The sequence below is a fragment of the Flavobacterium sp. J27 genome (genome assembly GCF_004303025.1).
Lineage (GTDB): Bacteria > Bacteroidota > Bacteroidia > Flavobacteriales > Flavobacteriaceae > Flavobacterium.
The window spans coordinates 103189-129014 of sequence record NZ_PJQW01000004.1; the positions used below are offsets into that span (position 1 = coordinate 103189).

Genomic DNA, 25826 nt, shown 5'->3' on the forward strand with positions numbered 1-25826 from the left:
TCTATAAATTAAATATTAATGTTAATGTACATCGATGCCATCAAAATAAATTTCTGTGATTGCGGTATCATCATATTTTTCACCTTTGTAAACTTCTACAATTTCAAATGTAATTGTCCACCAAGGTTGTTTTTGTAAAGAATTGAAATCGTTTCTATCGCTATTTCCAAGAGGATCAAAGTAAAATGATTGTTCATTTTTCGAGTCTTCTAAATGAAGTAATGCAAAGGGAATATCATTTAAATACATTTTTAACTTCTTAACTCTCGAATTCTCTCTCCAACTTTTATCTGATTTAACATAACCATTTACAATTATAATTTCAGTAATTCTTGGATTTTCAGGAGGAAAATGATAAGTAATTGTTTCACCTATTCCATAGCCAGGAACACCTTCTATCCATGCTGTTTTATAATTTAAATCATGAATGTTTTTAGGAATATAGTTAATCTCTTTATTTGTTTTTAAGGCAGACGAAGCAGAGATTGTATCTAAACCACCACCACAATACCAGCTACAACCTACTCCTAAAACATCCCAATATCCTTCTCTGTCTTCTAAACAATCTTCATATTGTTTTTTCTCTTCAGGTGTAAAACTTTCTTTTTTCTTTTGATTTATTTTTTCAAAAAGAGTATTACAATCTTCAATGCTTTTTTCAAAGGCTAATTCACCAGCAGGACTTTTTTCAATCAGAGAACCTAACTTAGGTTTCATTTCTTTTATATTCTGACTAAAACTAATTGAATTATATAAAAAGAAAAGAGTCAAAAAAGCTATTCTCATTATCAATTATTTATATTTGGTTACCTTACAAAAATAGATTAAAAATAGTGGTTTTGATACAAAGATTATTAAAATTGTGAATATCTATTTTTAAAATTAACAAGCTATTTTTTGATTAAAAAGTATCTTTGGCCTCCTTAAAAAATAAAGAATATGAGTGCAACTTGGTATGAATGTAAAGTAAAGTATAGAAAAATAGATGAAAACGGCGTACAGAAAGTAGTAACCGAACCTTATTTGGTCGATGCGATTTCCTATACTGAAGCCGAAAGAAGAATCAATGAAGAAATGGCAGCCTATGTGAGCGAAGAATTTAAGATTACCAATATAAAATTTGCCAATTATTCTGAAATTCATCCGTTTGAAAAAGCCGATCGATGGTTCAAATCCAAAGTGGCTTTGGTGGCTTATGACGAAGAAAGCGGAAAAGAACGTAAAACGAATATCTATTTATTGGTACAAGCTAATGATGTAAAAGAAGCCTATGATAATACGCTTCATGCCATGCAAAATACCATGGGCGATTATACCATTCCAGCTATTGCAGAATCTCCAATCATGGACGTTTTTCCTTATTTTAGTGGAGAAGAAGGGAATTTGGAAGCCTTAGAAAAATTTAACGCTGTAAAAGCTTCAAAATTAGAAATACAAGAGATGGAAGATCCGTTGGATTTTGAAGAAACAGTAGACGAATTTGTAATTGAAGAAGATACTATTACAGAAGAATAACAACATGAAAGAGATTGTCTAAAAAGTCTTGATTTGTCATTTTGAATTTATTTAACTTCGTTGAATTTTCGATTTCGGAATCTAATAGTTGAAAATCAAATAATTTATAGAAGCTGAAACAAGTTCTGCTTGACAAGATTGTACTTTTGGGACAGCCTAATGTAGTTTCAATATAAGTTTTGTTTGTTGTTAATAGAAAGTAAATACTACAAACAAAACTTATTCCTCAGTCACTATTTCTTTTCCATTTCTAGACCATTCACTCCAAGAGCCTACATACAAACTAGGTATCGGTAAACCAGCACTTGCAATAGCTAATAGTGTATGACAAGCGGTAACTCCAGAACCACAATGTACAATCCGATTTTCAACAGGAATATTTCCTAAAATAGCTTGGTATTTTTCTTTCAATAGGGAAGGAGACAAAAACAAACCGTTTTCATCCAAATTAGTCGAAAAAGGAACATTCACAGCATTCGGAATATGACCTGCAACTAAATCTAAAGGTTCTACATGACCTTTGTAGCGAGCCGTTTCTCTAACGTCAATTATAATTACATCAGGATTTGTGGTCGCTTTTTCTACTTTATTCAATGTAACTTGTGGTAACTGCCAATTCGATACAGGATAAAGTCCCACTTTTTCTGCCTTTTCAAAGCCTTTTGCTAATGGAAATCCAATAGCTTCAGCAGTACTTTTTCCACCATTTAAAACCTGAATTTTTTCATGACCAACTGCTTTTAACATCCACCAAAAACGTGCAGCAGCATTCGCTCCGCTTTTATCATCATACACAACCACATGACTTTGTGGAGTAATACTTAATGCACCAACAACTTTTGAAAATTGCTCCAAAGTAGGTAAGGGATGACGACCACCTTCAGCAACATCTTCTTTAATAGTTGCCAATTGCGTATTCAAATCGACAAATAAAGCGCCTAGTAAATGACTTTCTAAGTAGTTGTTAAAAGCCTCTTTGCCATTACTAGCATCGATGAGTATTAGATTTTTAGTTTCTAGTAAAGCGAGAAGTTCGGTTGCAGAAATTAATGATGAGAGTTCTTGTTTCATTTGAAATTATTACTTGTAGTATTCATGTAAATTTAAGATAAAAGTTTACAAGTGTATACTTTCAACTGATATAAAACGTAGAGATTTTCTATACTGACTCCTTTACTTCCAATTATAATTTTAGATTCAATCATCTTCTTAACAGTATAAAGTCTAAAATAAATCCTTACAAAACCACCACAGTAAACTCCTGTTCCAATGGTTGCAACTCTTCCAAAAGTGTTTCAATTAATTTAGGACCAAAAGCTTCGTAAAAAACAGCAAAATTTACTTTTCGTTCTTGTAAACTTTGACTAGGAAATAATTCATTTTGTAACAGTGTAATGCGTTCTAATTGATCTACTAAAACACGCTTTTCAGCTTTTAATAAGCGTTTTTCTAAATTGTCTAATCCTTTCAATTGCTTTTTTTCTTGTGCTTCTACAGCACCAATAAAGGATTTGTCTGTTTGTTTTGCCATTTCTTTTAACCCAACAAATTGTTGTTTCAGATGTTCTTTTTGCGCTGAAAAATCAATCGTAAATTGCGATAATTGTTTGGTTTTATCTGTTAGAAGTACCTGCTGTTTTTGAAATAAATCCGACCAATTTAAATCCAGTTTATCTGCTTTTTGGGCTTGTTTCTCGGTTGTCAAAAGCACCGAATTGCGTAACAAAAGAATAGGAAAAGGAACTTTATTTGCCTTAAAATTAGATTGTAATTGTAACCAATACGCCAATTCGCCTCCACCACCAATGTAGCACAGATTAGGTAAAATAACTTCTTGATACAAAGGTCTTAAAATAACATTCGGACTAAATTTTTCTGGATGATTTTCTAATTCGGTAAGTATTTCTTTTTCCGAAAAAGTCATTTTAGTATTCAAAACACTGTATTGGCCGTTTTCAAAAACAATGCGTTCTCTCAAATGATCTTCAATGTAAAACAAGTTAATCTCTCTAGGATTTACCTGAATTTTATAGTCACGCAATGCCTCATTTGTTTGTAAAACTTCTGTACTTGAGGTTTGATGCAACAATTCTTCTTTTGCATACGGAACGAAGAGTTGTTTCAGGTTTTTATCATCACCATCAATAATTACCAAACCTTCTTCTTTAAACAATTCGTTTGCCAAAAAACGAGTTGCATCAGCTAAATTGGAATGTTCTAAATAGGCTTTTTGAAACACTTTTTTCAAGTAATTGGCATGTTCACTAATCCCAATTAGTGCTGAAAATTCCTCAAAAACAACCTCTAAACCTTCCGTTGATAAACGACCAACAGGTCCAAAGCTGTCTTTTTTCCATTGGATTTTCTTACCATTTAGGTTAAAATAATTGATTTCTTCAAAATCATGATCCTCAGTTGCCATCCAATAAATAGGGACAAAATTATTTTCTGGATATTTTTTTTGTAATTCTTTACATAAATTAATAGTAGAAATAATTTTATACAAAAAATACAACGGACCTGTAAATAAATTCAATTGATGACCGGTTGTAATGGTAAAAGTAGTCGTATTTTTTAAAAGCTGAATGTTTTTTAAAGTAAACTCAGAAACTTCAAAATTTGTATATTGTTTTTCTAAAGCTGAAACTAAAATTTTTCTATTTTCTAAAGTAAAACTATTTTGTTTTTCAATAAGTTGGTCTTTAAAGTTTTCCAACTTTGGAAAGCGATGGTACAGCGGCCTCAATGCGTCTTTTTCATTTAAATAATCGATCATTAAATCTGAAAAATATCCTGAATTTTGGTAGCTGATACAGTCGGTTGGCATAGGTTAAATTTTTTGTAAAAATAGAGAAATTAAAACAAGTTGTTAAACGCTTTAACATTCACTTAATATAGTTTTTCTACTACAAAAAAATATTTTTTTTAAAATAAATTTGGAAATGTGAAAAATAATTACAAAAATTTGTCCCAGAAAAAATAACATTAAAAACGAAGAAAAAATGACATTATTCAATTTATACTTTCAAAGCAACCCATCAGTAGAGACTGGTGCTGCTTTTCTTCGTGGCTTATTTCATTCGTAAAATCAGAATTAAAAATATGAAAAAGCCCGAAGCTATTTAGATTCGGGCTTTTTTAATTCTAGACCCTTCAAAAATTCCCGAAATACAAGAACTTTTACATTATCATTTTGATAATGCGGTGTTAGCCATTGCGCTATAATTTTTTAAATGAATTTTTTCAAATGGGAAATTTCACTGAAAACGATTATGCTTTTGCTAGTCGTTTTAAAAGTGCAAGACGTAAGAAAAGATTAGTAAAAAAAGATTTTGATAAACAATTGATTTCTATTTATGCTAGAGAACAAAAGTTGTTTAAGGATAAAAGAGATTTGCCATTAGTTCCACTGGAAATGCCATACCAACAAGGTTGGGTGCGTTTTTTTGTATTGAGAGAAGATGTATTACGATCACCAAATGCTGATTTTTTTCAGAATTTGCTAACGAAAATTAATACATACAAATATTCCAATGCAAAATCATTTTCAAGAAAAGTGAGAAAGAAAGGTAAGAAAATTATTGTCGAAGAACATCAAGAATTGTATCGTGTTTGTCCACTTCATTGGAATTGTAAAAAATTTGGTCTTACAGAAAAAGAGAAGATCTATTTTACATTTGTTGTAGAGTGGAGTGAAGTATTTAAAAGGTTTCTTCACTACTACAAATTCAATGAATCTTGGAGATATGTTTTGCGAGTACGACCAAATATCATCACGCATAGAAAAGCAATCGATGAAGTTTTGGAAAGTGAATTGCAATGGATCAACAATCGAATTACTAACTATCATTTACGCAATAAAATAAATAGATTAAAGAGTGGGAGAGGTCATTATAAAGGATATTATAATGAAGATGAAAAACCAAAATATGGTGACCCAAATAAAAATAAAAGTTTACAGGAATTTTACGAAGATTATGTAGACGAAAAAAGAATAGATTATGGGAAATAAATTATCAGGAAAAGACTTAATCAAATTAGGCTTTCCAAAGAATAACGCCATCAATATTGCTTTAGGGCAAATTAATAGATACAGAAAAAGAGAAAAAAAGGAAAGTATTTTAAATGAAGCCAAAGAGGTTTTGTTGCATCCAGAAAAGTTTAAAATGCACGGTACTTGGGGAAAAGTAGCAGAAGGATTGGTAAATCCAGTTCAAGTGAAATTCAACCAATTAAAAAACACAAGAGCTCCTTTTTCCATTTTTGGAGAAAACGAAATCGATGAACAAGCGAAATTTCAATTGTACGATGCATTAAAATTACCCGTAGCAGTTAAAGGGGCTTTAATGCCCGATGCACATTCCGGTTATGGTTTGCCAATTGGAGGCGTTTTGGCAACAGAAAATGCTGTGATTCCTTATGGAGTAGGTGTCGATATCGGTTGTAGAATGAGTTTGTCTATTTTTGATTTACCAGCTTCCTTTTTAAAAGGAAAAGACCATCAACTGGAAGCAATTTTAAAAGACCATACCCAATTTGGTATGTATGAAACACACAAAATAAAAGCAGATCATGAGGTGTTTTATCGCAACGAGTTTGATACGATTCCTTTACTGAAAAAGTTAAAAGATAAAGCGTATAAACAATTGGGTACATCTGGTGGAGGGAATCATTTTGTGGAATTTGGTATTGTAAAATTAGAGCAACCCTTACCCGAATGGAAATTAGAACCTAAAGAATACTTAGCGGTATTATCACATAGTGGTTCAAGAGGTTTGGGAGCTAATATTGCGAAGCATTACACGTATTTGGCAACCAAACAATGTCCGTTACCTAAAAATGTGCAGCATTTAGCTTGGCTCGATTTGAATACACATGATGGTCAGGAATATTGGTTGGCGATGAATTTAGCAGGTAATTATGCCAAAGCGTGTCACGATGATATTCACAGAAGAATAGCCAAAGCATTAGGAAAACGAGTAGTGGTTACGATAGAAAATCATCACAATTTTGCTTGGAAAGAAACAGTTGATGGTAACGAATGCATCGTGCATCGAAAAGGAGCAACTCCAGCGCAAAAAGGAGTTCTAGGCATTATTCCTGGATCTATGACTGCACCCGGATTTATCGTTATGGGAAAAGGAAATGAAGCCAGTTTAGATTCTGCTTCTCACGGAGCCGGACGATTGTTTTCAAGGGCCAAATGCAAAGCAAATTTTACGCAAAGTCAGATAAAAAAAGAGTTGGCTGCAAAGGATGTAAAATTAATAGGAGGCAATGTAGACGAAGCTCCAATGGCGTATAAAGACATTCATAAAGTAATGGCTTTACAATCGGAATTAGTGGAGGTTTTAGGTACATTTACCCCTAAAATAGTACGAATGGATCGCTAATATTTTTTGTAGGAGCGAGTGGTTTGGGCATTTTTTGCTCACCATTTTCCCGCTTTTCGAAGTAGTCCCGATTGTATCGGGAGCTACTTCCTACAATCGGGGCTAAACAGAAAACCAATCGAATTTTTGGAAAGAGAGATTAAGTAGTTAATTCTAGTTACTCGTCAGTTCGAGTGTTTATGTGTAGTGAAACGAAACAAAAAAGTATCGAGAAGATTCTTACAAGGAATGAATTTTTAAATCAAGCATGTTTTAATAGTGACATGTTTATAATAAATAATAAGTATGGGAGCACCACATAATAAAAACAGATATGGTGAGCTATGGAATCAAAATAGAATCGATGAAAGTTTAAAAATCTTGCATCTTTTAAAAGAGTACATCGTTCTCTCAGGAGGTTGGGCCTGGCATTTTATGAGCATACCCAATCATATAGAGTATAAACACGCTCACGATCACAAAGATATCGACATTTTTGTACATCCTAAAAATGTAGCAAAAGTGATGGAAGTGTTATTAGAAAATAGTTTTGAAAAAGTTTGGACAAGATATGATCATTTGTATAGTGCAGAAAACTTTAGACGATATGAAAAAATAATCGCAATAGGTAATGAAAAAGCATTTCGAATTACAATTGATTTTTTTGAAAGAACTGATTTACAAACGGAAATATGCAATGGTTTTACAGTGGTATCTCCAGAAATGTTGTTGCGTTTTTATTCTAATATACATTCCAGCGATAAATGTTGGGCGGTAATTAAAGCAAAGGAATTTTTAGAGAAAGGAATCAATCCAATAGGAAGAAAAGAACTCTCTGAAATACCGAAATAGTAAAATTATGAACAATAATAAAAAGAAATCATTTTCTTCCTCTCCGTTGGAGAGGATTGAGGTGAGGCTAATACAAATCACCTCAGGAAGAGGTCCAGCAGAATGTACTTGGGTAGTAGCTCAGGTTGTAAAAAAAGTGTTGGAAGAAGCTTATGAAAAACAGCTAAAAGCAACTGTTGTGCAACGAGAAGCTGGTCAGGAAAACGGAACGGTTGAAACGGCTATTATACACCTTGAAGGTAAAAATGCAAGCACTTTTGTTGATTCTTGGGTAGGCACCATTCAATGGATTGGTAAGAGTACGTTTCGAAAGTTCCACCAACGTAAGAATTGGTTTGTAGGTATTTTTGAAATTGAACAATCAAAAGATACTGCATTTCATGAAAAAGACGTGCAATATCAAGCTATGAGAAGTTCTGGTGCTGGTGGCCAACATGTAAATAAAGTGAGTTCTGCCATTAGAGCGACACACATTCCTACAGGTATTGCTGTAGTTGCTATGGATTCGAGATCACAACATCAAAATAAGAAGCTAGCTACGGAACGCTTAAAACAAAAGATTGAAGAAAATAATTGGAACCAATTTAAAAATCAGGAGCAACATACTTGGTCCAATCAAATGCAAATAGAACGCGGTAATCCTGTTCGGGTTTTTGAAGGTTCTGATTTTAAGAAGCAGAAAGAAGATAAAAGTTATAAAAAAGAGCGTTTGAAATGGAAACGACAAAATTATGATGAATAGCAAGTTTTTGCGTGAAGGATTGCAGCGAAAAGCCCACAATGAGGAACGAATGAGGACTTGTAGCGCAAAGCCTGACCTGAAAGGGCACGCCCAAGACAGAGGAAAGAGGAAAGAGTATATGTTACTAACCACTAATTACTAAAAACTAATTACTAGATATGAAATCAATAGATAAATATTTGTTTCAAGCGATGGATAATTATCCGTATTGTTTGGAAGAAACCATAGCGTCTTTAGATTATGCCTTATCTTATGACGATAAGAATACAACCGCTTTATGTTTGTATGCGAGAATACAAGCAGAGCAATTGTTTCATTATGAGGAAGCGAAAAATTATTATGAACAAGCCTTAGGTATAAATATTAATGCGATTGAAGTGTATCCTTTTTACATTCAAACCTTATTGTGGAATGAAGATCTTGAGGAAGCCGCTACGTTGATTGACTTTGCTTTAACCGTAAAAGGAATCAATAAAGTTGAGATTTTGATGAAGAAAATTCAGTTTTTAGAAATAAAAAAAGAGTTTAAAGCAGCCAAAAAAATCTTGAAAGAGTTGCAGTTACTAGTCGTTTCAAATGAATATACGTATTATTTGGAAGAAACTAAGAAAAGAATCAATGAGAAACTAGCACTTCTAAAACCTAAAAAGAAAAAAGGTAAGAAATCTAAAAAAGACAAAAAGAAGAAAGGATGCTAAAAGGCATCCTTTTTTTGTTTACGAAAAGAAAATCAAGTATTTTTGAGAATAACAATTGTAAAATGGATGAGATTATAATTTCAAATTTTTGGAGAAGAACCTTGCAAAATGAACCCAATCAAACGACAACTTGGGACGAAGAAACGGGGTATTTGTATCGTTTAGGAATAAGTATGGAACTCACTTTACAGTTTTTGTATGGGGAAAGACCAGATTTAGAAGCATTTGAGCATTGGGTGAAAGCAAAAAGTAAAACCCTTGACTCAGAAACGTATCATGAGAATGTATTATCAGAGCAAGATTTGCAATTTTGGGAAAACAATGGTTATGTAATTATCAGGAATGCTATTTCTGTGGAAGATTGCTTAGAAACGCAGCAGGCAATTTGGAATTTTCTACAAAAAGATCCTAATGATAGTCTTACATGGTATACTTTTCACGAGACACAAAAAGGATTGATGGTGCATTTTTTTGACCATCCTATCTTGGAAAAAAACAGAGCTTCATTAAAAATTAAAAAGGCATACGAACAGCTATACGGTACTGACAAAATTTATAAAACAATAGATAAAGTTAGTTTTAATCCACCCATTACAGAAAAGTATAATTTCTTAGGAAGCAATTTACACTGGGATGTGAGCTTAAAACAACCTATTCCGTTTCGTTTGCAAGGATTGTTGTATTTGTCTGATTGTAAGGAAAATGATGGCGCTTTTCATTGTGTTCCCGGTTTTCATAATAAAATTGAAAATTGGATGCAATCATTACACCCTCATGATAACCCTCGTATGGTTGCTGTAGAAACCTTACAACCAAAGCCTATTACTGGTAATGTTGGTGATTTTATTATTTGGCATCAGGCATTACCTCATTGCGCTACACCTAACAGAGGTGATAAACCAAGACTGGTACAATATTTAACTTATTTTCCTGAAGATTACAAGCAAGCTGACGAATGGATTTAATTTTTTTCATTTTACTAAACATATTATTTATAAACGTTATAGAAACCTATTTTTTGATGATTTATTAAAGAAAAGTTAAACTTATTAACAAATTTTCTTAATAAAAAAATAAACGGTAGCGTTGTTTCGTTATCATAAAAAGATATTTTTGCAATCGCAAACAAAAAGACTATAAAAAACTATAAAAAAAATGATTATGAAAAAAATTAAAGTAAGCCTTTTATTGGCTATTGCTTCGTCATCTTTTGTTATGGCCCAGCAGTCGGTTTCTCTTGATGAGAAAAAATTTGAAATGAAAACTATTGTTTCTGAAAAGAATCAAGATAATGGAGAAAAAGCTAAAGAGAAAGTTGCATCACTTGGTGAAATTAAAATGTATCCAAATCCAGCTAGTGATTTAGTAACGCTTCAAGGAGTAAAAATAGATGATGAAATTCTCATTTTAGATAACAAAGGAAATACAAAAGTACAAATAAAAGCGAAAGCAGAAGTAGAAATAATCCCTATTGATTTCTTAGAATCTGGAATTTATATACTGACTATTAATGGCGAAAAAAGAAGGTTAATAGTTGAAAATAAATAATACAAGATAAAAAAAGCGATACATTGTATCGCTTTTTTTATCTCTTTAAGGTAAAATGACCTTTATATACTTTTCCATTTTGACGTTTTACTGTAAACCAATAATCAGATGATGGTAATAGATTACCTAAATAAGTACCATCCCAACCTTGCGAATTTGCTCCTAATTCTTTTATGAATTTTCCATAACGATCAAAAATTTGAACTCTTAGATGTGGCTCGTTTTCAGAGAATTTAATTTTCCAATAGTCATTGTAACCATCACCATTTGGTGTAAAAAACTTTGGATACATTAATAAGTACATAGTTTCTGTCACCTCACCACATCCATTTTTGTCATTCACATAAACCGTATATTCACCATTTGGTAAACCAGTGAAAATAGGACTGTCTTGGTAAGTAATACCATCCAAAGAATATTCATAATTACCATCACTATTTGATTGTAATAAAACGCTAATTGTATTTTGATTATCTGTCCAATCAGATGAAATAATTTGAGAAATAGTTCCAATATTCGAATTAACTACAGTAAAGTTTTTGGTAGTGGAACATACCAGTGTACCATGATTTTCTGAAACATTTACTGAATAATTTCCAGGTTGAAAAACAGTAATAGAAGGAGTCATTTCACCTGTTGACCATTGGTAATTATCATATCCATTTCCAGCAAAAATAGTAATGTAACTGCCTTCACAAATAGGCATAATATCATTGATAGCTAGGAAAGGCTTACTATATAAGGTAAGTTCCAGTTCAACCACCTGATGGCAAGTATTGGGAGAATCAATTCTAACATAAATGACATGATTCCCAACAGTTAAATTATAATTCGTTGGATTCGTGATTTCATCAGAAGTAATTTCATTTTCTGCTCCACTCAACGAATTGTAATAACTAAATGTATTTCCAGTTGAGGTAATTAAATTTGAATTGTAAGTTGTAAGATTTAAAATTTCAAATCCATTATTTAAATCATCACACAAAGATTGCGAATAATCAGTAGCATTTAAGGTGTTGATTAAACTAATTGTTACTGCAAGCCTTAAAGTACTTTCACAACCGTTCACAGTTTGAGTAGCATAATAGGTAGTTCCATCTGTTAACAGTGTGTTATTAGGTAAAATTACATTTCCATTTAAGCTATCATACCAAGTGATAGCAGTTCCAGCAAGAACAATTTCATTTAAAGTGGCATTCGCTGTACTGCAGAAACTTTGATTGTTATTTCCAGTTGGCGCTACTGTATTTTGAATGGTAACAGTTATAGGAATGGTCTCACTTTCACAACCGTTTACAGTTTGGGTAGCATAATACGTTACACCATCTTGTAAAACAGTTGAAGCGGGTAAAACGGTACCATTTGATGCTGCATTGTACCAAGTGATGTTTTGTCCCGTAATTAGAATACTAGCAATTGTGGCGTTGTCTTGTGAACAGAATTGTTGTGCTAAATCGGCTACGGGTAATGATACAGATGTAATAACTATGTTTTGAGTTTGCAAACTAGTATTTCCATTGCCATCATCATAAAGCCATGTAATAGTATAATTTCCTGGATTGGAGTAACTAAGTGGATCAGTAGTAGTAGCAGTAATTGTTCCTGCACAATTATCAGTGGCAGTAGGAATAGTTATGATAGTATTACAATCTCCTGTTACAGTAGGTAAATTTTGAAGAGTAGGAATTGGAGCTTCACTATCACCAACTCTAACATCAATAGTTATTGTATCATCACATCCTGTCGTTGAGCCAGTAATAGCACAAGAATATTGACCGCTGTTTGCAATAGTTGCATTTGGGATAATTGGGTTTTGTTCAGTTGAGGTAAAGCCATTTGGACCTGTCCATGAATAATTTGTTCCTCCGGAAGCTGTCAGCTCTAAGTTTTCACCAATACAAATGGGTGAGTTAGAATTTGCAACCGTATTTGATTGACAATCTAGGAATTTAGCTATGAAATTGGGTTGGCTAAAATTTGAAAATTGTTGATGAGATCCATTAGTTATTATCCCATTAGCACTATTTGAAGTACCATGAATGTATATACCTCCATTTTGATCCAGACATAATGATGAATTGTAATCAACACCATTTCCTCCAAAATAGGTTCCCCAGATTCTGTTACCTGACGAATTAAATTTTACAATAAAAATATCTGCAAAACCATTATTTGAAACATTGTAGGCATTTGCTGTAGAAATATTGTTAGTACTCCATGTGGATCCAGATAAAAAAACATTATTACTTAAATCGACATCAATTTTATAGCTTCCCCAATGTTCCAATTCTTCTCCTCCATAATAGGTACTCCATATTACAAAGCCATTTGGATTAAATTTTGCTAAATATGAATCTGCATCATCATTAATTCCACCTTTTGTATATTGGTGACAGTTCGTTGTTGAAATCAATTCATCACTTCTTGTATATCCTGAAATGTAAACGTTATCTTCTAAATCAACTTTTAAACCATGATTATATTCTGCTCTATATCCTCCAAAATAAGTTCCCCAAATTCTTTGACCATTTGGAGTGAATTTTACTAAAAAAGAATCATAAAATCCAACCCCAGTCTGCATATTATAACTAGCTATTGGCTGATGTGTTCCAGGAGTAGAGATGTAATTTTCATTTGGGTCAGGAGAAATACTGATATCACCAGAAAAATAGATATTACCAGTACTATCTGTTCCTACTGCTCGTATTTCACAAAGACCATAATAGGATGCCCATAACCTATTACCATTACTATTAAATTTTGCTATAAAACCTTCTCCCGTAGTGTTAAAGTTTACAGGCTGTGTTCTTGTTTCTTTAAAAATTCCTGATGTTGCAATTCCAATTAGACTATAAGTGCTCCCCGTTAAAATTATATTGTTATTATTGTCGATAGAAATGCTTAAAAAGTCGTCTTTTGCTTCTCCACCAAAATAAGTACCCCATATTCTTGTTCCATCTAAATTGAATTTTGCGATAAAACAATCGTTTCTTTGATGTGATGATCCATTACCTGGATTGTAAGTATTGCTGTGAGTGCCATTTGTTGCAATATTACTTGGACTTTGAGTTGAACCTGCAATAACGAAGTAGTTGTCTTTTGCATCGATCAAATAAACACCATCCCTTTCGCTCCCACCATAATATGTTCCCCATAATCTGAGACCATTGCTGTCAAACTTGGCGATAAATCCATCAAAAAGACCATCTAATGTAGTTTGGTAAGCTCCGTTTGTTGCAATATTGGTATTGTTTCTTGTTGAACCACAGTAATATACATTATTATAATTGTCAGATGTTAAAGAGTAACCATTATTATCAAATTGTCCAATCCCATAATAAGTTCCCCAAAGCCTAATGGGAACAGGGTCAATAACAATCATTTTATTAGAATGATTTACGTCACCATCAAAACCAAAAACATTCTTCTTAATTTTTTTATAATGTAATGCGATCTCTTTTTTAGCGTTTTTATCTTCAATCCAACTCAAAGGCAGTGTTTCTTCCATTTGTCCAAAACGAAGATACATTCTAATTTTTGTGTCAAATAATTCGGTTTTTCCGCCCTTAAATTGTAATTGAATATCGGAAACTTTTCCTCCAGGTTTTACAATGAAATTATACTCTACTACTTTTGTACTATCTTTTGGAATAAAAAAAACAACATCAATATTAGTGTAAATGTTTTGATAGGTAATTTTTTGGTATTTATGTACTTGGGTTATCCCATTTGGAGCATGAGCCACATTGTAGTAATTGTCATAATCAGCAGATTTATCTTCAGAAACGAGAGCAACGTTTTTATTCGAATTCAAAAAGTCAATATCAATTCTGTGAAAATTATACTTTAAAGAGTAATCAGGATTTTTTATTCCCCTATCAAAACTAGAGTTAGAACCATTAAATTCTTTATCTTTTTTTGTTAATGATATGCGTTCTGTTTCATAAACATCATATGAAAAGCCATTTTCTCTTAATTGAACATTTAATCCATTGGTATTTAATAGATATTTTACTTGAGAATTTTCTTTTCCTTTTTGATCGACAATTTGCCCTTTGTTTTCAATAAAACCTATTGCTGAAGTTTGTTTTTGTGAAAAAGAGTGTAACGAATAAACTAAAAAAATGAATAGGTAAAATTGCTTCATAATTTGGATCCAAAATGATTGGCAAAAATACAGTATAAATTCTTAGAAATCATTTTAGATTACAATTTAATTATAAAATTTATGAAGTTGTGTTAAAAGCAAATAACATAAAAATGAACCTAATGCATTATAATCTGAAAGAGATAGAGTAATTTTGTACCGATATTATTCTATGAAATCAGATTTATTACTTATTACGCCACCTTTTACTCAACTGAATACACCGTATCCGGCAACAGCTTATTTAAAAGGTTTTTTGAATACCAAAAGTATTTCTTCTTTCCAAATGGATTTAGGAATAGAAGTGATTTTAGAATTATTTTCTAAATCTGGATTGACCAATATTTTTCAATACGCTTCCAAGCAATCTAAAAAAAACTGGTCAGAGAATGCCCAACGTATTTTTACACTCCAACATGAATATTGTAAAACTATTAAGGCTGCAATTGCTTTTTTACAAGGAAAAAATGCTTCTTTAGCAAGGCAAATTTGCAGTGGTAATTTCTTACCAGAAGCTTCTCGTTTTAATGCTTTTAACGAAGATGAAGAGGGTTTTACTTGGGCTTTTGGAGCTATGGGAATGCAAGATAAAGCCAAACATTTGGCTACGCTTTATTTAGAAGATATCTCAGATTTTATAGTGGAATGTGTTGATGCTAATTTCGGTTTTAGTCGCTATGCAGAACGATTAGGTAGAAGTGCCAATTCTTTTGATGAATTATACAACGAATTACAAAATGAACTTACTTACATTGATACTATAACTTTAAAACTTTTAAACGAAAGAGTAGTAACAGTAGAGCCAAAACTAGTCTTATTTTCTGTTCCTTTTCCAGGTAATTTGTATAGTGCTTTTCGATGCGCACAATGGATTAAAGAAAATAATCCTGCTATTAAAATTGCAATGGGTGGAGGTTTCCCAAACACAGAACTAAGAGATTTAAAAGACAAACGCGTTTTTGAGTTTTTTGATTTTATTACATTAGATGATGGCGAATTACCAGTAGAACTGTTATGTAATTTTATCAACTCTAACGAAAACGAGTACGAATTCAAACGCACCTTCCTTTTGGAAAATGAGGAAGTAGTTTACAAGAATAATACCTTTCGAAAAGAATATAAACAAAACGAAATAGGAACTCCTGATTATTCAGATTTAGTTTTAGATCAATATATTTCAGTTATTGAAATTGCTAATCCAATGCATAGCTTATGGAGCGATGGTCGATGGAATAAATTAACCATGGCTCATGGCTGTTATTGGGGAAAATGTACCTTCTGCGATATCTCGTTAGATTATATTAAAGTATATGAACCTATAGCCGCTAAGCTTTTGGTAGACCGAATGGAAACGCTTATTGAACAAACTGGCGAAACCGGTTTTCATTTTGTGGATGAAGCCGCACCTCCTGCATTAATGCGGGAAGTGGCACTTGAAATCTTAAGAAGGAATTTAGTAGTAACATGGTGGACTAATATTCGTTTTGAAAAAAGTTTTACCGCCGATTTATGTTATTTATTAAAATCTTCAGGTTGTATAGCGGTTTCTGGAGGATTAGAAGTGGCTTCAGACCGACTTTTGGAGTTAATTAAAAAAGGAGTTACTGTGGAACAAGTAGCTCAAGTAACCAGAAATTTTACCATAAACGGAATTATGGTGCACGCCTATTTAATGTATGGATATCCTACCCAAACGATACAAGAAACCATTGATAGTTTGGAAATGGTGCGTCAACTTTTCGAATTAGGAACGATTCAATCTGGTTTTTGGCATCAATTTGCCATGACGGCTCATAGTCCTGTTGGGCTCGACCCAGATGCCTTTGGAGTTATTCCACAACAAAATGGCACGAGCTTTAGCGAATTGGCGAAGCAAATTACATTCGCAAACAACGACATTGCTTTTAAAGATAAAACAGGTATTAATCACGACAAATTTAGTTTTGGCTTAAAAAAAGCTTTGTTCAATTACATGCACGGTGTTTGCTTTGATTATGAACTGCAAGATTGGTTTGATTTTAAAATTCCAAAAACAAAAATTCACCCCGATTTTATTGCAACTTGTTTAGAAAAAGAAACGGTATTTACCATAAAAACAAATGCAAAAGTAGTTTGGCTTGGAGGTAAACCAATGCAAGAAAAATTAATTAAAACTAAAAAAGGAAAATCTTGGGAAATGCTCCAACTGACTTTTCACGATAAAATTAATACCTTTTCTATTGTTTTGGAACCAGAAAAAGGAACATGGTTATGTCGTTTTTTAGAAAGCGGAACACTTCAGAATAAACAAATAAGAACATTAGGTCAAATGAAACAGGATTTTGAAACTTACTTTGATGATTTTGAGTTATTTTGGTATTCAAAATCAATGCAGTTGGTAAAGGATAACGGTTTGTTAGTTTTATAAGTAACTTACTGGAAATTAGTGATAATTTATCTATTTATTTTTGTAATATTTAATTTTTTAACTAAGTTTATTGAATTAAATAAAACATATGTCGTTTGCCACTGCTAGAAAGAACCTCAGAGTAACCACCTATTCCAAAGTAGTTTTTTTATTACTTGTTGTTTCTATTGGATTTGTACTCTTATTTGCGGCATTATTTTATTTTAATCAAAAGCAAGAAAAAGAATTTTACAAAACATCTTGTGTCGGTTTAGAAAGAGAAATTAATGGACTAATCGATCTAAATTCGGAATCCTATACTTCTTTAATTAATGAAATTACCTATTGGGATGATTTAGTTAATTTTGTACAGAACAAAAACATAGAATGGTTTGATAATTCGGTAGTTTACTTAATCGATTCTTATAAAGTAGATTATATCGATATTTATACCATGGAAGAAGAATTTATTTGTAAAGCTTCTACAACTAAGATAAATACGAAAAGTTTTATTCCTGCTGAGGTTTTTCCAAAATTAAAAAACGATAAACTAATTAAATTTTATACTAAAATTCCTGAAGGAATAGTAGCTGTTTATGGGGCTACCATTCACTCATCTATTGATCCTTTTAAAAATAAGACAAGTCCGCAAGGATACTTTTTTATAGCTAAATTATTAGATAAGAGATATTTTTTGAATATTCAAAATGTTAGTAGTGCTACAGCAGAATTTTATAATTCTGAGAAAAAAATAGCGGATAAGAGCATCTATTTTGTCAAAGATTTAAAAAATATTAAAGGAGAAAAAATAGCTGCGGTTCTTTTTCAAAGAGAGGCCAAAGTAGACTTCTCTAACACGCGTAAAATTTTATACATTATACTCATTGCATTTTGTATATCGATTCTAATTTTCTTGTATTATGCTAAACGTTGGGCACAAAGACCCATTCGTTTAATTAAAGAAGTACTAGAAAAAGGAAATATGACCGCTATAGATTCTTTAAAGCGAATACGTGGAGAGTTTCGATATATTGGTAAATTATTTGAACAAAATTTTAATCAAAAAATACAGTTAGAAAGAACCAAGAAAAAGGCCGAAGAGAGTGATAAATTGAAATCTGCTTTTTTAATGAATCTATCACATGAAATTAGAACTCCTATGAATGCAATTATGGGATTTTCTGATTTATTATTAAAGAAAGATTTGAAGGAAACTGAAAAAGAAGAATATTTAAAAATCATTCAAAAAAGTGGTAAAAATTTAATCGATATTATAGATGATTTAGTTGAAATGTCTAAAATTGATTCCGATTTAATTGAACCAAAATACAGTAGTATCGATTTAAAAAATATGATTCAGGCTACCTTTGAGGCTATCAAAGTAACATTGCCTACTCATAAAAATATTGACTTTAAATTAATTGCTCCTAAAAAAGATATCAAAAGAAATGTAATAACTGATGTGGTTAAACTCAATCAAATTATTACCAATTTGCTTACCAATGCGATTAAGTTTACAGAAGAAGGTTTTATCGTTCTAGATTATACTTTTGATTTGTCTAATAGTCGTATTCTTTTTTCTGTAAAAGATTCAGGAAAAGGAATCCCAGATGAGTTACAAGAACAAATTTTTTCTAGATTCAATAAAGTGGATTTTGTTTCAGATCAAGACAACAAAGGTTTAGGACTAGGCTTAGCTATTTCAAAAGCATATATTGAAATGCTCGATGGAACTATAAATTTAAAATCAGAAGTAGGTTTAGGTTCTACTTTTTCTTTTACAATTCCTTTAGTTTTTGATACTGCAACAACGGTTGAAACCGAAATTATTTTGGATAAAATTGAACTAGGTGATGGCGAACTTATTCTGGTAGCGGAAGATGATAATATCAATTATTTACTAATTGAAAAATTATTAAAACTACTCAATTTTAAAGTTGTTCGAGCTAAAAATGGAGAAGAAGCTATTCAAATTGCAAAAGAGAATAAAGACATCAAACTTATTCTAATGGATATTAAAATGCCTATAATTGATGGTTACGAAGCCTACGAAAAGATTAGAATATTTGCCAATAAAATCCCAATAGTTGCTCAAACTTCATATTCTTTTCCAGAAGAAATTGAAAAAATTAACAATACGGGTTTTGATGACTTTATTTCTAAACCTATCGATAGAGACAAATTATACTTGTTAATTAGAAAATATATAAAGAAAAGAAAGTAAAAGAATAGAAAATTAATGTTTCTTTTTACAATTTGATTTATAAATTTGTAAAAAACCTTTCAATGAAATACAATAGATGTGGAAAAAGTGGCTTATTACTGCCACAAATTTCTCTTGGCTTATGGCATAATTTCGGTTCAGTTGATTCTTTTGAAAATGCTCAAAAAATAGCCGTAACCGCTTTCGATAAAGGAATTACTCATTTTGATTTAGCAAATAATTATGGACCAGTTCCTGGTTCAGCAGAAGAAAACTTTGGTAAAATTATTCAAAACAATTTTCAAGGATTTTTAAGAGATGAATTAGTAATTACAACCAAAGCAGGTTTTAAAATGTGGGAAGGACCTTACGGAGAATGGGGTTCCAGAAAATATTTAATTTCAAGTCTTAATCAAAGCTTGAAACGGATGAACGTAGAGTACGTTGATATATTTTATTCGCATCGTCCAGACCCAAACACTCCTATTGAGGAAACGATGTCTGCTTTAGATTATGCCGTTCGTTCTGGTAAGGCAATGTATGCTGGAATTAGTAATTACAGTGCAGCAGAAACAGAAAAAGCAATAGCTGTATTAAAAGAATTAGGAACACCTTGTATAGTACATCAGGCAAAATACTCTCTATTAGATCGTTGGGTAGAAAATGGTTTGTTAAATGTTTTAGATACTAACGGATTAGGATGTGTAGCTTTTTCTCCTTTGGCACAAGGTTTGTTAACTACAAAGTATTTAAAAGGTATTCCAGAAAATTCAAGAGCGGCCAATCCAAACGGTTACTTGCAATCTTCTGAAATTACTGAAGATAAAATTCAAAAAATTAATGCTCTCAATAATTTAGCTTTAGAAAGAGGGCAAACTTTAGCACAAATGGCTATTGCGTGGCTACTTAAAAAAGAGATTATAACTACGGTGTTAGTAGGTGCAAGTTCTGTAAATCAATTGTTGGATAGTTTAGGAAGTTTAGATAAATTAGCATTTTCAAACGAAGAATTAACTCAGATAGAAAATATTTTAAAATAAATTACGTTTATATTCGTTTTACAATTATTCGAATTTTAGTGTAGAAGGCTGTAAATAATGAAGAAATTAAAATTAGTATCTTTACTTTTAGTATTATGTAGTACTTTGGCTTTTGGTCAAAATATGCAAGAGCATAAAGTGGTTTCTGGTGAAACTATTTATGCTATTGCCAGAAAATACAAAACTTCTGTTGAAACCATTTATCAATTAAACCCCAAACTTAAAGGCAAAACACTTCAGGTTAATGCTAAGGTAAAAGTGCCTTCAAACAATGCTGATGAGACAGTAGCTATTGAAAAAGAAAACCTGGCGAGTATACCCGATTCTCATACAGTTACCAAAGGGGAATCGTTTTATAGTATTTCAAAAAAATACAACCTATCTATACCCGATTTAGAAGCTTTAAATCCAAAAATAAAACCTAAAAGACTAAAAGAAGGTGTCGTTTTAAAAATACGAAAAGAAGAACCAGTAAATAGTGACCAAAGTCCAAAACAAGTATTGGTTATAGTAGATGCTAATCAAGTAGAAGAATCTGTTAAAGAAGAAAGTATCCCCTTAGAAATCAAGAAAGATTCTACTTTTACTATTTTACATAAAATCAAACGCAAAGAAACCAAATATGGTATTGCTAAATTATATGGTATCAGTATTCATGAATTAGAAACGTTAAATCCAAATCTGCCATCCGATTTTCCAGTAGGGTATGACTTGATTATCAAAAAGGATGTAGAAAAAGAAACGGAAGTTACTTCAAATACCGAACTTTCCTATGATGAAGAAGACATAGTAAATAAAATGTCTAAAGAATTTACTTCAAAAGCCGATTTATTAGTGGATAAAGCTTCACAATATATTGGTATCAGATACAAATATGGAGGGACAACCTCAAACGGTTTCGATTGCTCTGGATTAATGTGTACTACGTTTAAAGAAATTGATTTAAATTTACCAAGAACGTCTTCAGACCAAGCAAAATATGGTGAAAAAATAAAAATGAAAGAATCTCAAAAGGGAGACTTAATTTTCTTTGCTACAGGTAGAAAAAAGCGCATTTCTCATGTGGGCTTAATTACTGAAGTTAACGAAGATGAAATTAAGTTTATTCACGCTTCTACTTCTTCAGGAGTAATGATTTCCTCTAGTAAAGAACCGTACTTTGCTTCTAGAATTGTGCAAGTGAATAGAGTACTTGAATAATTTTTTGAAATTACTTTCTTAGATAAATTAAAACAAGCTTGTAATCATGATTCTATCTCACCAATATTTTCGTTTACAAGACAAAACAGTAATTGAAAAACTACAAATTAAAGGTTCTTTACGTCAAAGTCCAGTTTTTCAAAATGAGGCTTGTTTCCTTTATTTTAAAGAGGGTAGAAGCACCCTTATTACACCTACAGAGCAAGTATATATCGAGACCAAAGAAAGCGTTTTATTGAAATGCGGAACTTATTTTGCCGAAATTATTAATAATGCTAATCTTGATATTTCGGAAGTCTATGTCATTCATCTTTTCCCCGAAGTCCTTAAAGAAATTTATAAAAACGAAATTCCCGAGTTTATAAAAGTTGCTGAAAGACCCTATTTTGCAAAGAAGATTCCTGAAAAAAATCTCATTACTCAGTTTATTCAAAGTATCGAATTCTATTTCGAAAATCAACAAGTAGTTAGTGCCGAATTACTACACTTAAAACTCAAAGAATTAATCCTTCTCTTGCTTGAAACGGATGAAAAAGAAACCATTAAAGGATTATTTGACCATTTATTTTCACCTAGGAAAGTAACTCTTGCAACCTTAGTTCAAACTCATTTGTTTACCAATTGTAGTCTACAAGAAATGGCTGCTTTGGCAGGAATGAGTATGTCTACTTTTAAAAGGGAATTTAAATTGCATTTTCAGCTTCCTCCTGCTCAGTATATTCGTGAAAAAAGAATGGAAAAAGCCGCAGAATTACTCGTCGTATCTCATTTTTCTATTGCCGAAATTAGTTTTCAGTTAGGATATGAAGACAGTTCTTATTTTGCTAGAATATTTCATCAATTTTACCAAATGTCTCCTTCCTACTACAGAAGCTTACATCAAATAGAAAACCGACCTTAAAATCACTATTTTTGAACTTTTTGTCCTAGAATTTCAAAACCTAGGAAGCTACATTTGTTTTGTTAATTTAAACAAAACTCTTATGAATCCTTTATTCGTTTTAGCTATTCAATGTACTTTTAGTTGTGTGGTTTTTTTATGGTTAGGAAAATGGTATCTCGAACCCAAAATGGTAAGTTATCCTAAATATAAGATACTTCTTTTTTTGTTGTTTATTAATGCGTTTCGGTATTTACCACTTTCTTTATATATGCCAGGTCAAGTGTCCGAAAATTTTCCAACAATGGTAAAAGAAGTGGTTGCACATGGCGATTTTTTAGCCGCGATACTAGCTCTAATCACACTATTAATCATTAAAAAGAAAAGTCGTTTTACCACTTTCTTCATAACTTTATTTTGCATTGTTAGTTGTATTGATATGGCATTAGCATTAGCACTTGCTATGTACACAAAAGTTTATCTTTTACCTCTTGGTGTGAACTACTTTACAGTGGTAGTGTATGTACCCTTATTAATCGTCGTGCAATATTATATATTCAAAACACTCACTCTAAAAAACAAATAAAGCATGCTACAAAAAGGAGATAAAGCACCAAAATTTAGTGCTAAAGCAATCATAAACGCGCAACAAATCGAATTAAAAAGTGGCCAATGGACCTATCTTTCTTTCCATAGGTTTGCCGCTTGTCCGTTTTGCGTTTTGCGCACCAGAGAATTAATTACTAATTATAAGCATTTTCAAGAAAAGAATATTGAAATTATTAGTATTTGGCCTTCTACAATTCAAAATATGTTGCAATATGTAGCAACAGAAACAGCTCCATTCCCATTAATAGCTGATCCTAAAAAAGGCATCTTTAAACAATATCAAGTAACACGTTCTTCTCATCTTGCTGCTTTAAAATTGCTATTCCATCCTGTTTTAATCTACAAAGCATTAAAAGGGAAATATAAAAAAATAACAATCGATGCCGATTCTAATTTGTTACCTGCAGAATTTTTAATTAATCCAGAAGGCATTCTAGTAATGGCATATTACGGTAAGCACTATGGCGATCATTTACCCATAGAACAAATCTTAAATAATGTTGTATAACTTATTTGAAAAGAGTAGTTTTATCTTACGAATGTCTTTCCGTTTCGTTATCTAAACAATACTTAAAGTAAATAGTATACGTTGTAATCAAATTAAATGATGTTATCATGAATACCACACCAGAACACGATCAAAAAATGGCCAAATTAACGCTAGCTTCTGTTTGGCCACATTATATTACCAAAATTGAAAAAAAGGGAAGAACTCTTTCCGAACTATACGAAGTGGTAACTTGGTTAACTGGTTTTTCAAAGCAAGACATAGATAACCGTATTGCAGCTAAAGAAACTTTTGAAACTTTTTTTCAAGACGCAAAAATCAATGCAAATGCTCACTTAATTACGGGTGTTATTTGTGGTTATCGTATCGAAGAAATTACAACACCGTTAACACAACAAGTCCGTTATCTAGATAAAGTAGTAGATGAACTAGCCAAAGGGAGAAAAATGGAAAAAATTCTCCGACAAGTTTAAAAAAATGGTTATTGTTATTAATTGGGTTTTATTTAAAAAAATTAACATAATCATAACAAAATATGGAATGTAATTTGATTAAATATGAGGATTAAATAACAAATAAACATTTTATCTATGAACACAGTAAGTGAGAACACTTCAAAAAGGAAAATATCTGTTATAGAAACAGGTCATGCTAAAAATGTAGCCAATTTCCAAGAATTAATTACATTCGTAACCGCTTATGGCACAGCCTACAATCCATCCAAAGAAAGTCTCAAACTACCACAATTAAACGCTCTGAAAATTGCAGCAGAAACCCAATTGCTAGATGTTATTGCAAAAAATACAGCTTATAATAATGCTGTGAATGAGCGCATCAATGCGTTTAGTGGATTAAGAATATACGCAACACGATTATTAAATGCTTTGCAAACTACAAATGCTACAAACGAAACAATTGGAAATGCAAAGAGTTTTAATCGAAAAATGCAGGGAAAAAAAGCAGGAACATCGCAGATAGAAAATAACCTTGAAAACCCAGCTCCCAAAACAATCTCATCGAGTCAGCAGTCTTACGATCAGTTAATACAACATTTAGCTGGTTTAAAATCAATTTTAGAAACAGAAACTAGTTATACTCCAAATGAAACCGATTTACAAGTAGCGTCAATACAAGCTAAAATAGTAGATTTACAACTTAAAAATACTACTGTAGTAGCTGCATATACAACTATAAGTAATGCAAGAATAGCTAGAAATGAAATATTATATAATGCTAATGAAAGTCTCGTGGAAACAGCTAAAGATATAAAGCAATACATTAAATCTGTTTATGGAGCATCAAGCCCACAATTTGCACAGGTAAAAGGAATCATGTTTACCAAACCCAGAAAGTAAGCTTTTCATTTCAAAAAAATAGATTCAAAAACGTACTACGATAGTAGTACGTTTTATTTTTATGTATCTAAAAATAAAATTTGAAAAGCCGAAATAAGAGTATAAAACATATGGAGAAAAATAGAACATGGTATTTTAAAAAAATAGTAACTACAAATAAGAATCTTTCTAAACGATTTAGAATTAATGCTTCACAAGAAAAAATTAGGATGCGCTATTTTAGAATAATGAAAAGGCAGATAAAGATAATGATATGACAATTTAGAATAATAGATGTTCAAATTAAAATAAGAACATGATGTATTAGAAATATAACTTACAAGTTTAAGAATAAGCCATGCTAATTTAAGATTCTCAAGAAACAACTAAGAAAACGAATCATTATACTTGCAATGAAAACAAAAAGTTTTTTTTTCTTAATAAATTATTAAAAAAAGCAAATTCAACAAATCAATCTAAAATAAAATAAATTACCTTTGCCGAAAATTTGGGAGCATAAAAAATGATCCTTCTAAAATGAAATAAAATGGTGCAATTAGGAATGGTTGGTATTTGGCAGTTAATGCTATTAGGAGTTTTTTTAATAACAATTTTACTTACTGTTATTGCATTGGTTGATATTTTAAGTAACGAATTTAAAGGCAATAATAAAGTAATCTGGGTACTTGTTGTGTTGTTGAGTAACTTTTTTGGCGCCCTTTTATATTTTACTATTGGTAGAAAACAAAAAATAAGACAAGGCTTTTAGTTGTATTTTTTTAAAAATTAGGG

22 protein-coding genes are annotated in these 25826 nt (G+C 31.6%); 18 read left to right on the forward strand and 4 right to left on the reverse strand.

What is annotated here, in order from left to right; translation table 11 throughout:
* Positions 1 to 21 precede the first annotated feature (21 nt).
* Positions 22 to 786, reverse strand: coding sequence for a hypothetical protein (locus CX675_RS06865; RefSeq protein ID WP_165395994.1), 765 nt, complete (start codon positions 784 to 786; stop codon positions 22 to 24).
* A gap of 153 nt (positions 787 to 939) precedes the next feature.
* Here CX675_RS06865 and CX675_RS06870 point away from each other — a divergent pair, with 153 nt between their 5' ends.
* Entirely contained in the window at positions 940 to 1515 is a 576-nt protein-coding gene (locus CX675_RS06870) for a DUF4494 domain-containing protein (protein WP_130734487.1), read from the forward strand.
* Positions 1516 to 1734: 219 nt separating this feature from the next.
* Here the strand turns inward: CX675_RS06870 and CX675_RS06875 are convergent, their stop codons facing one another.
* Positions 1735 to 2586, reverse strand: a complete 852-nt coding sequence (locus CX675_RS06875; RefSeq protein ID WP_130734488.1) for a sulfurtransferase — start codon at positions 2584 to 2586, stop codon at positions 1735 to 1737.
* Between the two features lie 166 nt (positions 2587 to 2752).
* Complete coding sequence (gene bshC / locus CX675_RS06880) at positions 2753 to 4342, reverse strand: bacillithiol biosynthesis cysteine-adding enzyme BshC (RefSeq protein ID WP_130734489.1); 1590 nt, start codon at positions 4340 to 4342, stop codon at positions 2753 to 2755.
* Positions 4343 to 4762: 420 nt separating this feature from the next.
* Here bshC and CX675_RS06885 point away from each other — a divergent pair, with 420 nt between their 5' ends.
* From CX675_RS06885 to CX675_RS06915, 7 genes are all read left to right on the forward strand, one after another.
* Positions 4763 to 5527 (forward strand): hypothetical protein, encoded by a 765-nt coding sequence (locus CX675_RS06885; protein WP_130734490.1) that lies wholly within the window; start codon positions 4763 to 4765, stop codon positions 5525 to 5527.
* A complete protein-coding gene (locus tag CX675_RS06890) occupies positions 5517 to 6908 on the forward strand; it encodes an RtcB family protein (RefSeq protein ID WP_130734491.1) in 1392 nt (463 codons plus the stop codon). Before CX675_RS06885 ends, CX675_RS06890 begins: the two co-directional genes overlap by 11 nt.
* A gap of 285 nt (positions 6909 to 7193) precedes the next feature.
* A complete protein-coding gene (locus CX675_RS06895; RefSeq protein ID WP_130734492.1) occupies positions 7194 to 7739 on the forward strand; it encodes a hypothetical protein in 546 nt (181 codons plus the stop codon).
* Positions 7740 to 7746: 7 nt separating this feature from the next.
* Entirely contained in the window at positions 7747 to 8481 is a 735-nt protein-coding gene (prfH, locus tag CX675_RS06900; protein WP_130734493.1) for a peptide chain release factor H, read from the forward strand.
* Positions 8482 to 8639: 158 nt separating this feature from the next.
* Complete coding sequence (locus tag CX675_RS06905; protein WP_130734494.1) at positions 8640 to 9179, forward strand: lipopolysaccharide assembly protein LapB; 540 nt, start codon at positions 8640 to 8642, stop codon at positions 9177 to 9179.
* Positions 9180 to 9241: 62 nt separating this feature from the next.
* The gene (locus tag CX675_RS06910) at positions 9242 to 10144 is read left to right on the forward strand and encodes a phytanoyl-CoA dioxygenase family protein (protein ID WP_130734495.1); all 903 of its coding nucleotides are present in this window, start codon (positions 9242 to 9244) and stop codon (positions 10142 to 10144) included.
* Positions 10145 to 10340: 196 nt separating this feature from the next.
* Positions 10341 to 10727, forward strand: coding sequence for a T9SS type A sorting domain-containing protein (locus CX675_RS06915; RefSeq protein WP_165395995.1), 387 nt, complete (start codon positions 10341 to 10343; stop codon positions 10725 to 10727).
* A gap of 37 nt (positions 10728 to 10764) precedes the next feature.
* On the opposite strand, the gene CX675_RS06920 is transcribed toward CX675_RS06915, so the two are convergent.
* Positions 10765 to 14874, reverse strand: a complete 4110-nt coding sequence (locus tag CX675_RS06920; RefSeq protein WP_130734497.1) for a T9SS type B sorting domain-containing protein — start codon at positions 14872 to 14874, stop codon at positions 10765 to 10767.
* A gap of 172 nt (positions 14875 to 15046) precedes the next feature.
* Here CX675_RS06920 and CX675_RS06925 point away from each other — a divergent pair, with 172 nt between their 5' ends.
* The 10 genes from CX675_RS06925 (at position 15047) to CX675_RS06970 (ending at position 25803) form a co-directional block, all read left to right on the forward strand.
* Entirely contained in the window at positions 15047 to 17281 is a 2235-nt protein-coding gene (locus CX675_RS06925) for a radical SAM protein (RefSeq protein WP_130734498.1), read from the forward strand.
* Between the two features lie 88 nt (positions 17282 to 17369).
* Complete coding sequence (locus tag CX675_RS06930; protein ID WP_130734499.1) at positions 17370 to 19484, forward strand: ATP-binding protein; 2115 nt, start codon at positions 17370 to 17372, stop codon at positions 19482 to 19484.
* A gap of 62 nt (positions 19485 to 19546) precedes the next feature.
* Positions 19547 to 20503, forward strand: a complete 957-nt coding sequence (locus tag CX675_RS06935; protein WP_130734500.1) for an aldo/keto reductase — start codon at positions 19547 to 19549, stop codon at positions 20501 to 20503.
* Between the two features lie 57 nt (positions 20504 to 20560).
* On the forward strand, positions 20561 to 21703 hold the full coding sequence (locus tag CX675_RS06940) for a peptidoglycan endopeptidase (protein ID WP_130734501.1): 1143 nt from the start codon (positions 20561 to 20563) through the stop codon (positions 21701 to 21703).
* A gap of 46 nt (positions 21704 to 21749) precedes the next feature.
* Entirely contained in the window at positions 21750 to 22604 is an 855-nt protein-coding gene (locus tag CX675_RS06945; protein ID WP_130734502.1) for a helix-turn-helix transcriptional regulator, read from the forward strand.
* A gap of 82 nt (positions 22605 to 22686) precedes the next feature.
* Entirely contained in the window at positions 22687 to 23169 is a 483-nt protein-coding gene (locus CX675_RS06950; protein WP_130734503.1) for a hypothetical protein, read from the forward strand.
* Between the two features lie 3 nt (positions 23170 to 23172).
* Positions 23173 to 23700 (forward strand): redoxin domain-containing protein, encoded by a 528-nt coding sequence (locus tag CX675_RS06955; RefSeq protein WP_130734504.1) that lies wholly within the window; start codon positions 23173 to 23175, stop codon positions 23698 to 23700.
* Between the two features lie 107 nt (positions 23701 to 23807).
* Complete coding sequence (locus tag CX675_RS06960; RefSeq protein WP_130734505.1) at positions 23808 to 24173, forward strand: DUF2200 domain-containing protein; 366 nt, start codon at positions 23808 to 23810, stop codon at positions 24171 to 24173.
* A 117-nt stretch (positions 24174 to 24290) separates the two neighbouring features.
* Positions 24291 to 25055 carry a hypothetical protein gene (locus CX675_RS06965; protein ID WP_130734506.1) on the forward strand — a complete coding sequence of 255 codons (765 nt, stop codon included), beginning with the start codon at positions 24291 to 24293 and terminating at the stop codon, positions 25053 to 25055.
* 526 nt (positions 25056 to 25581) lie between these two features.
* Positions 25582 to 25803 carry a PLD nuclease N-terminal domain-containing protein gene (locus CX675_RS06970; protein ID WP_130734507.1) on the forward strand — a complete coding sequence of 74 codons (222 nt, stop codon included), beginning with the start codon at positions 25582 to 25584 and terminating at the stop codon, positions 25801 to 25803.
* Positions 25804 to 25826: the final 23 nt, after the last annotated feature.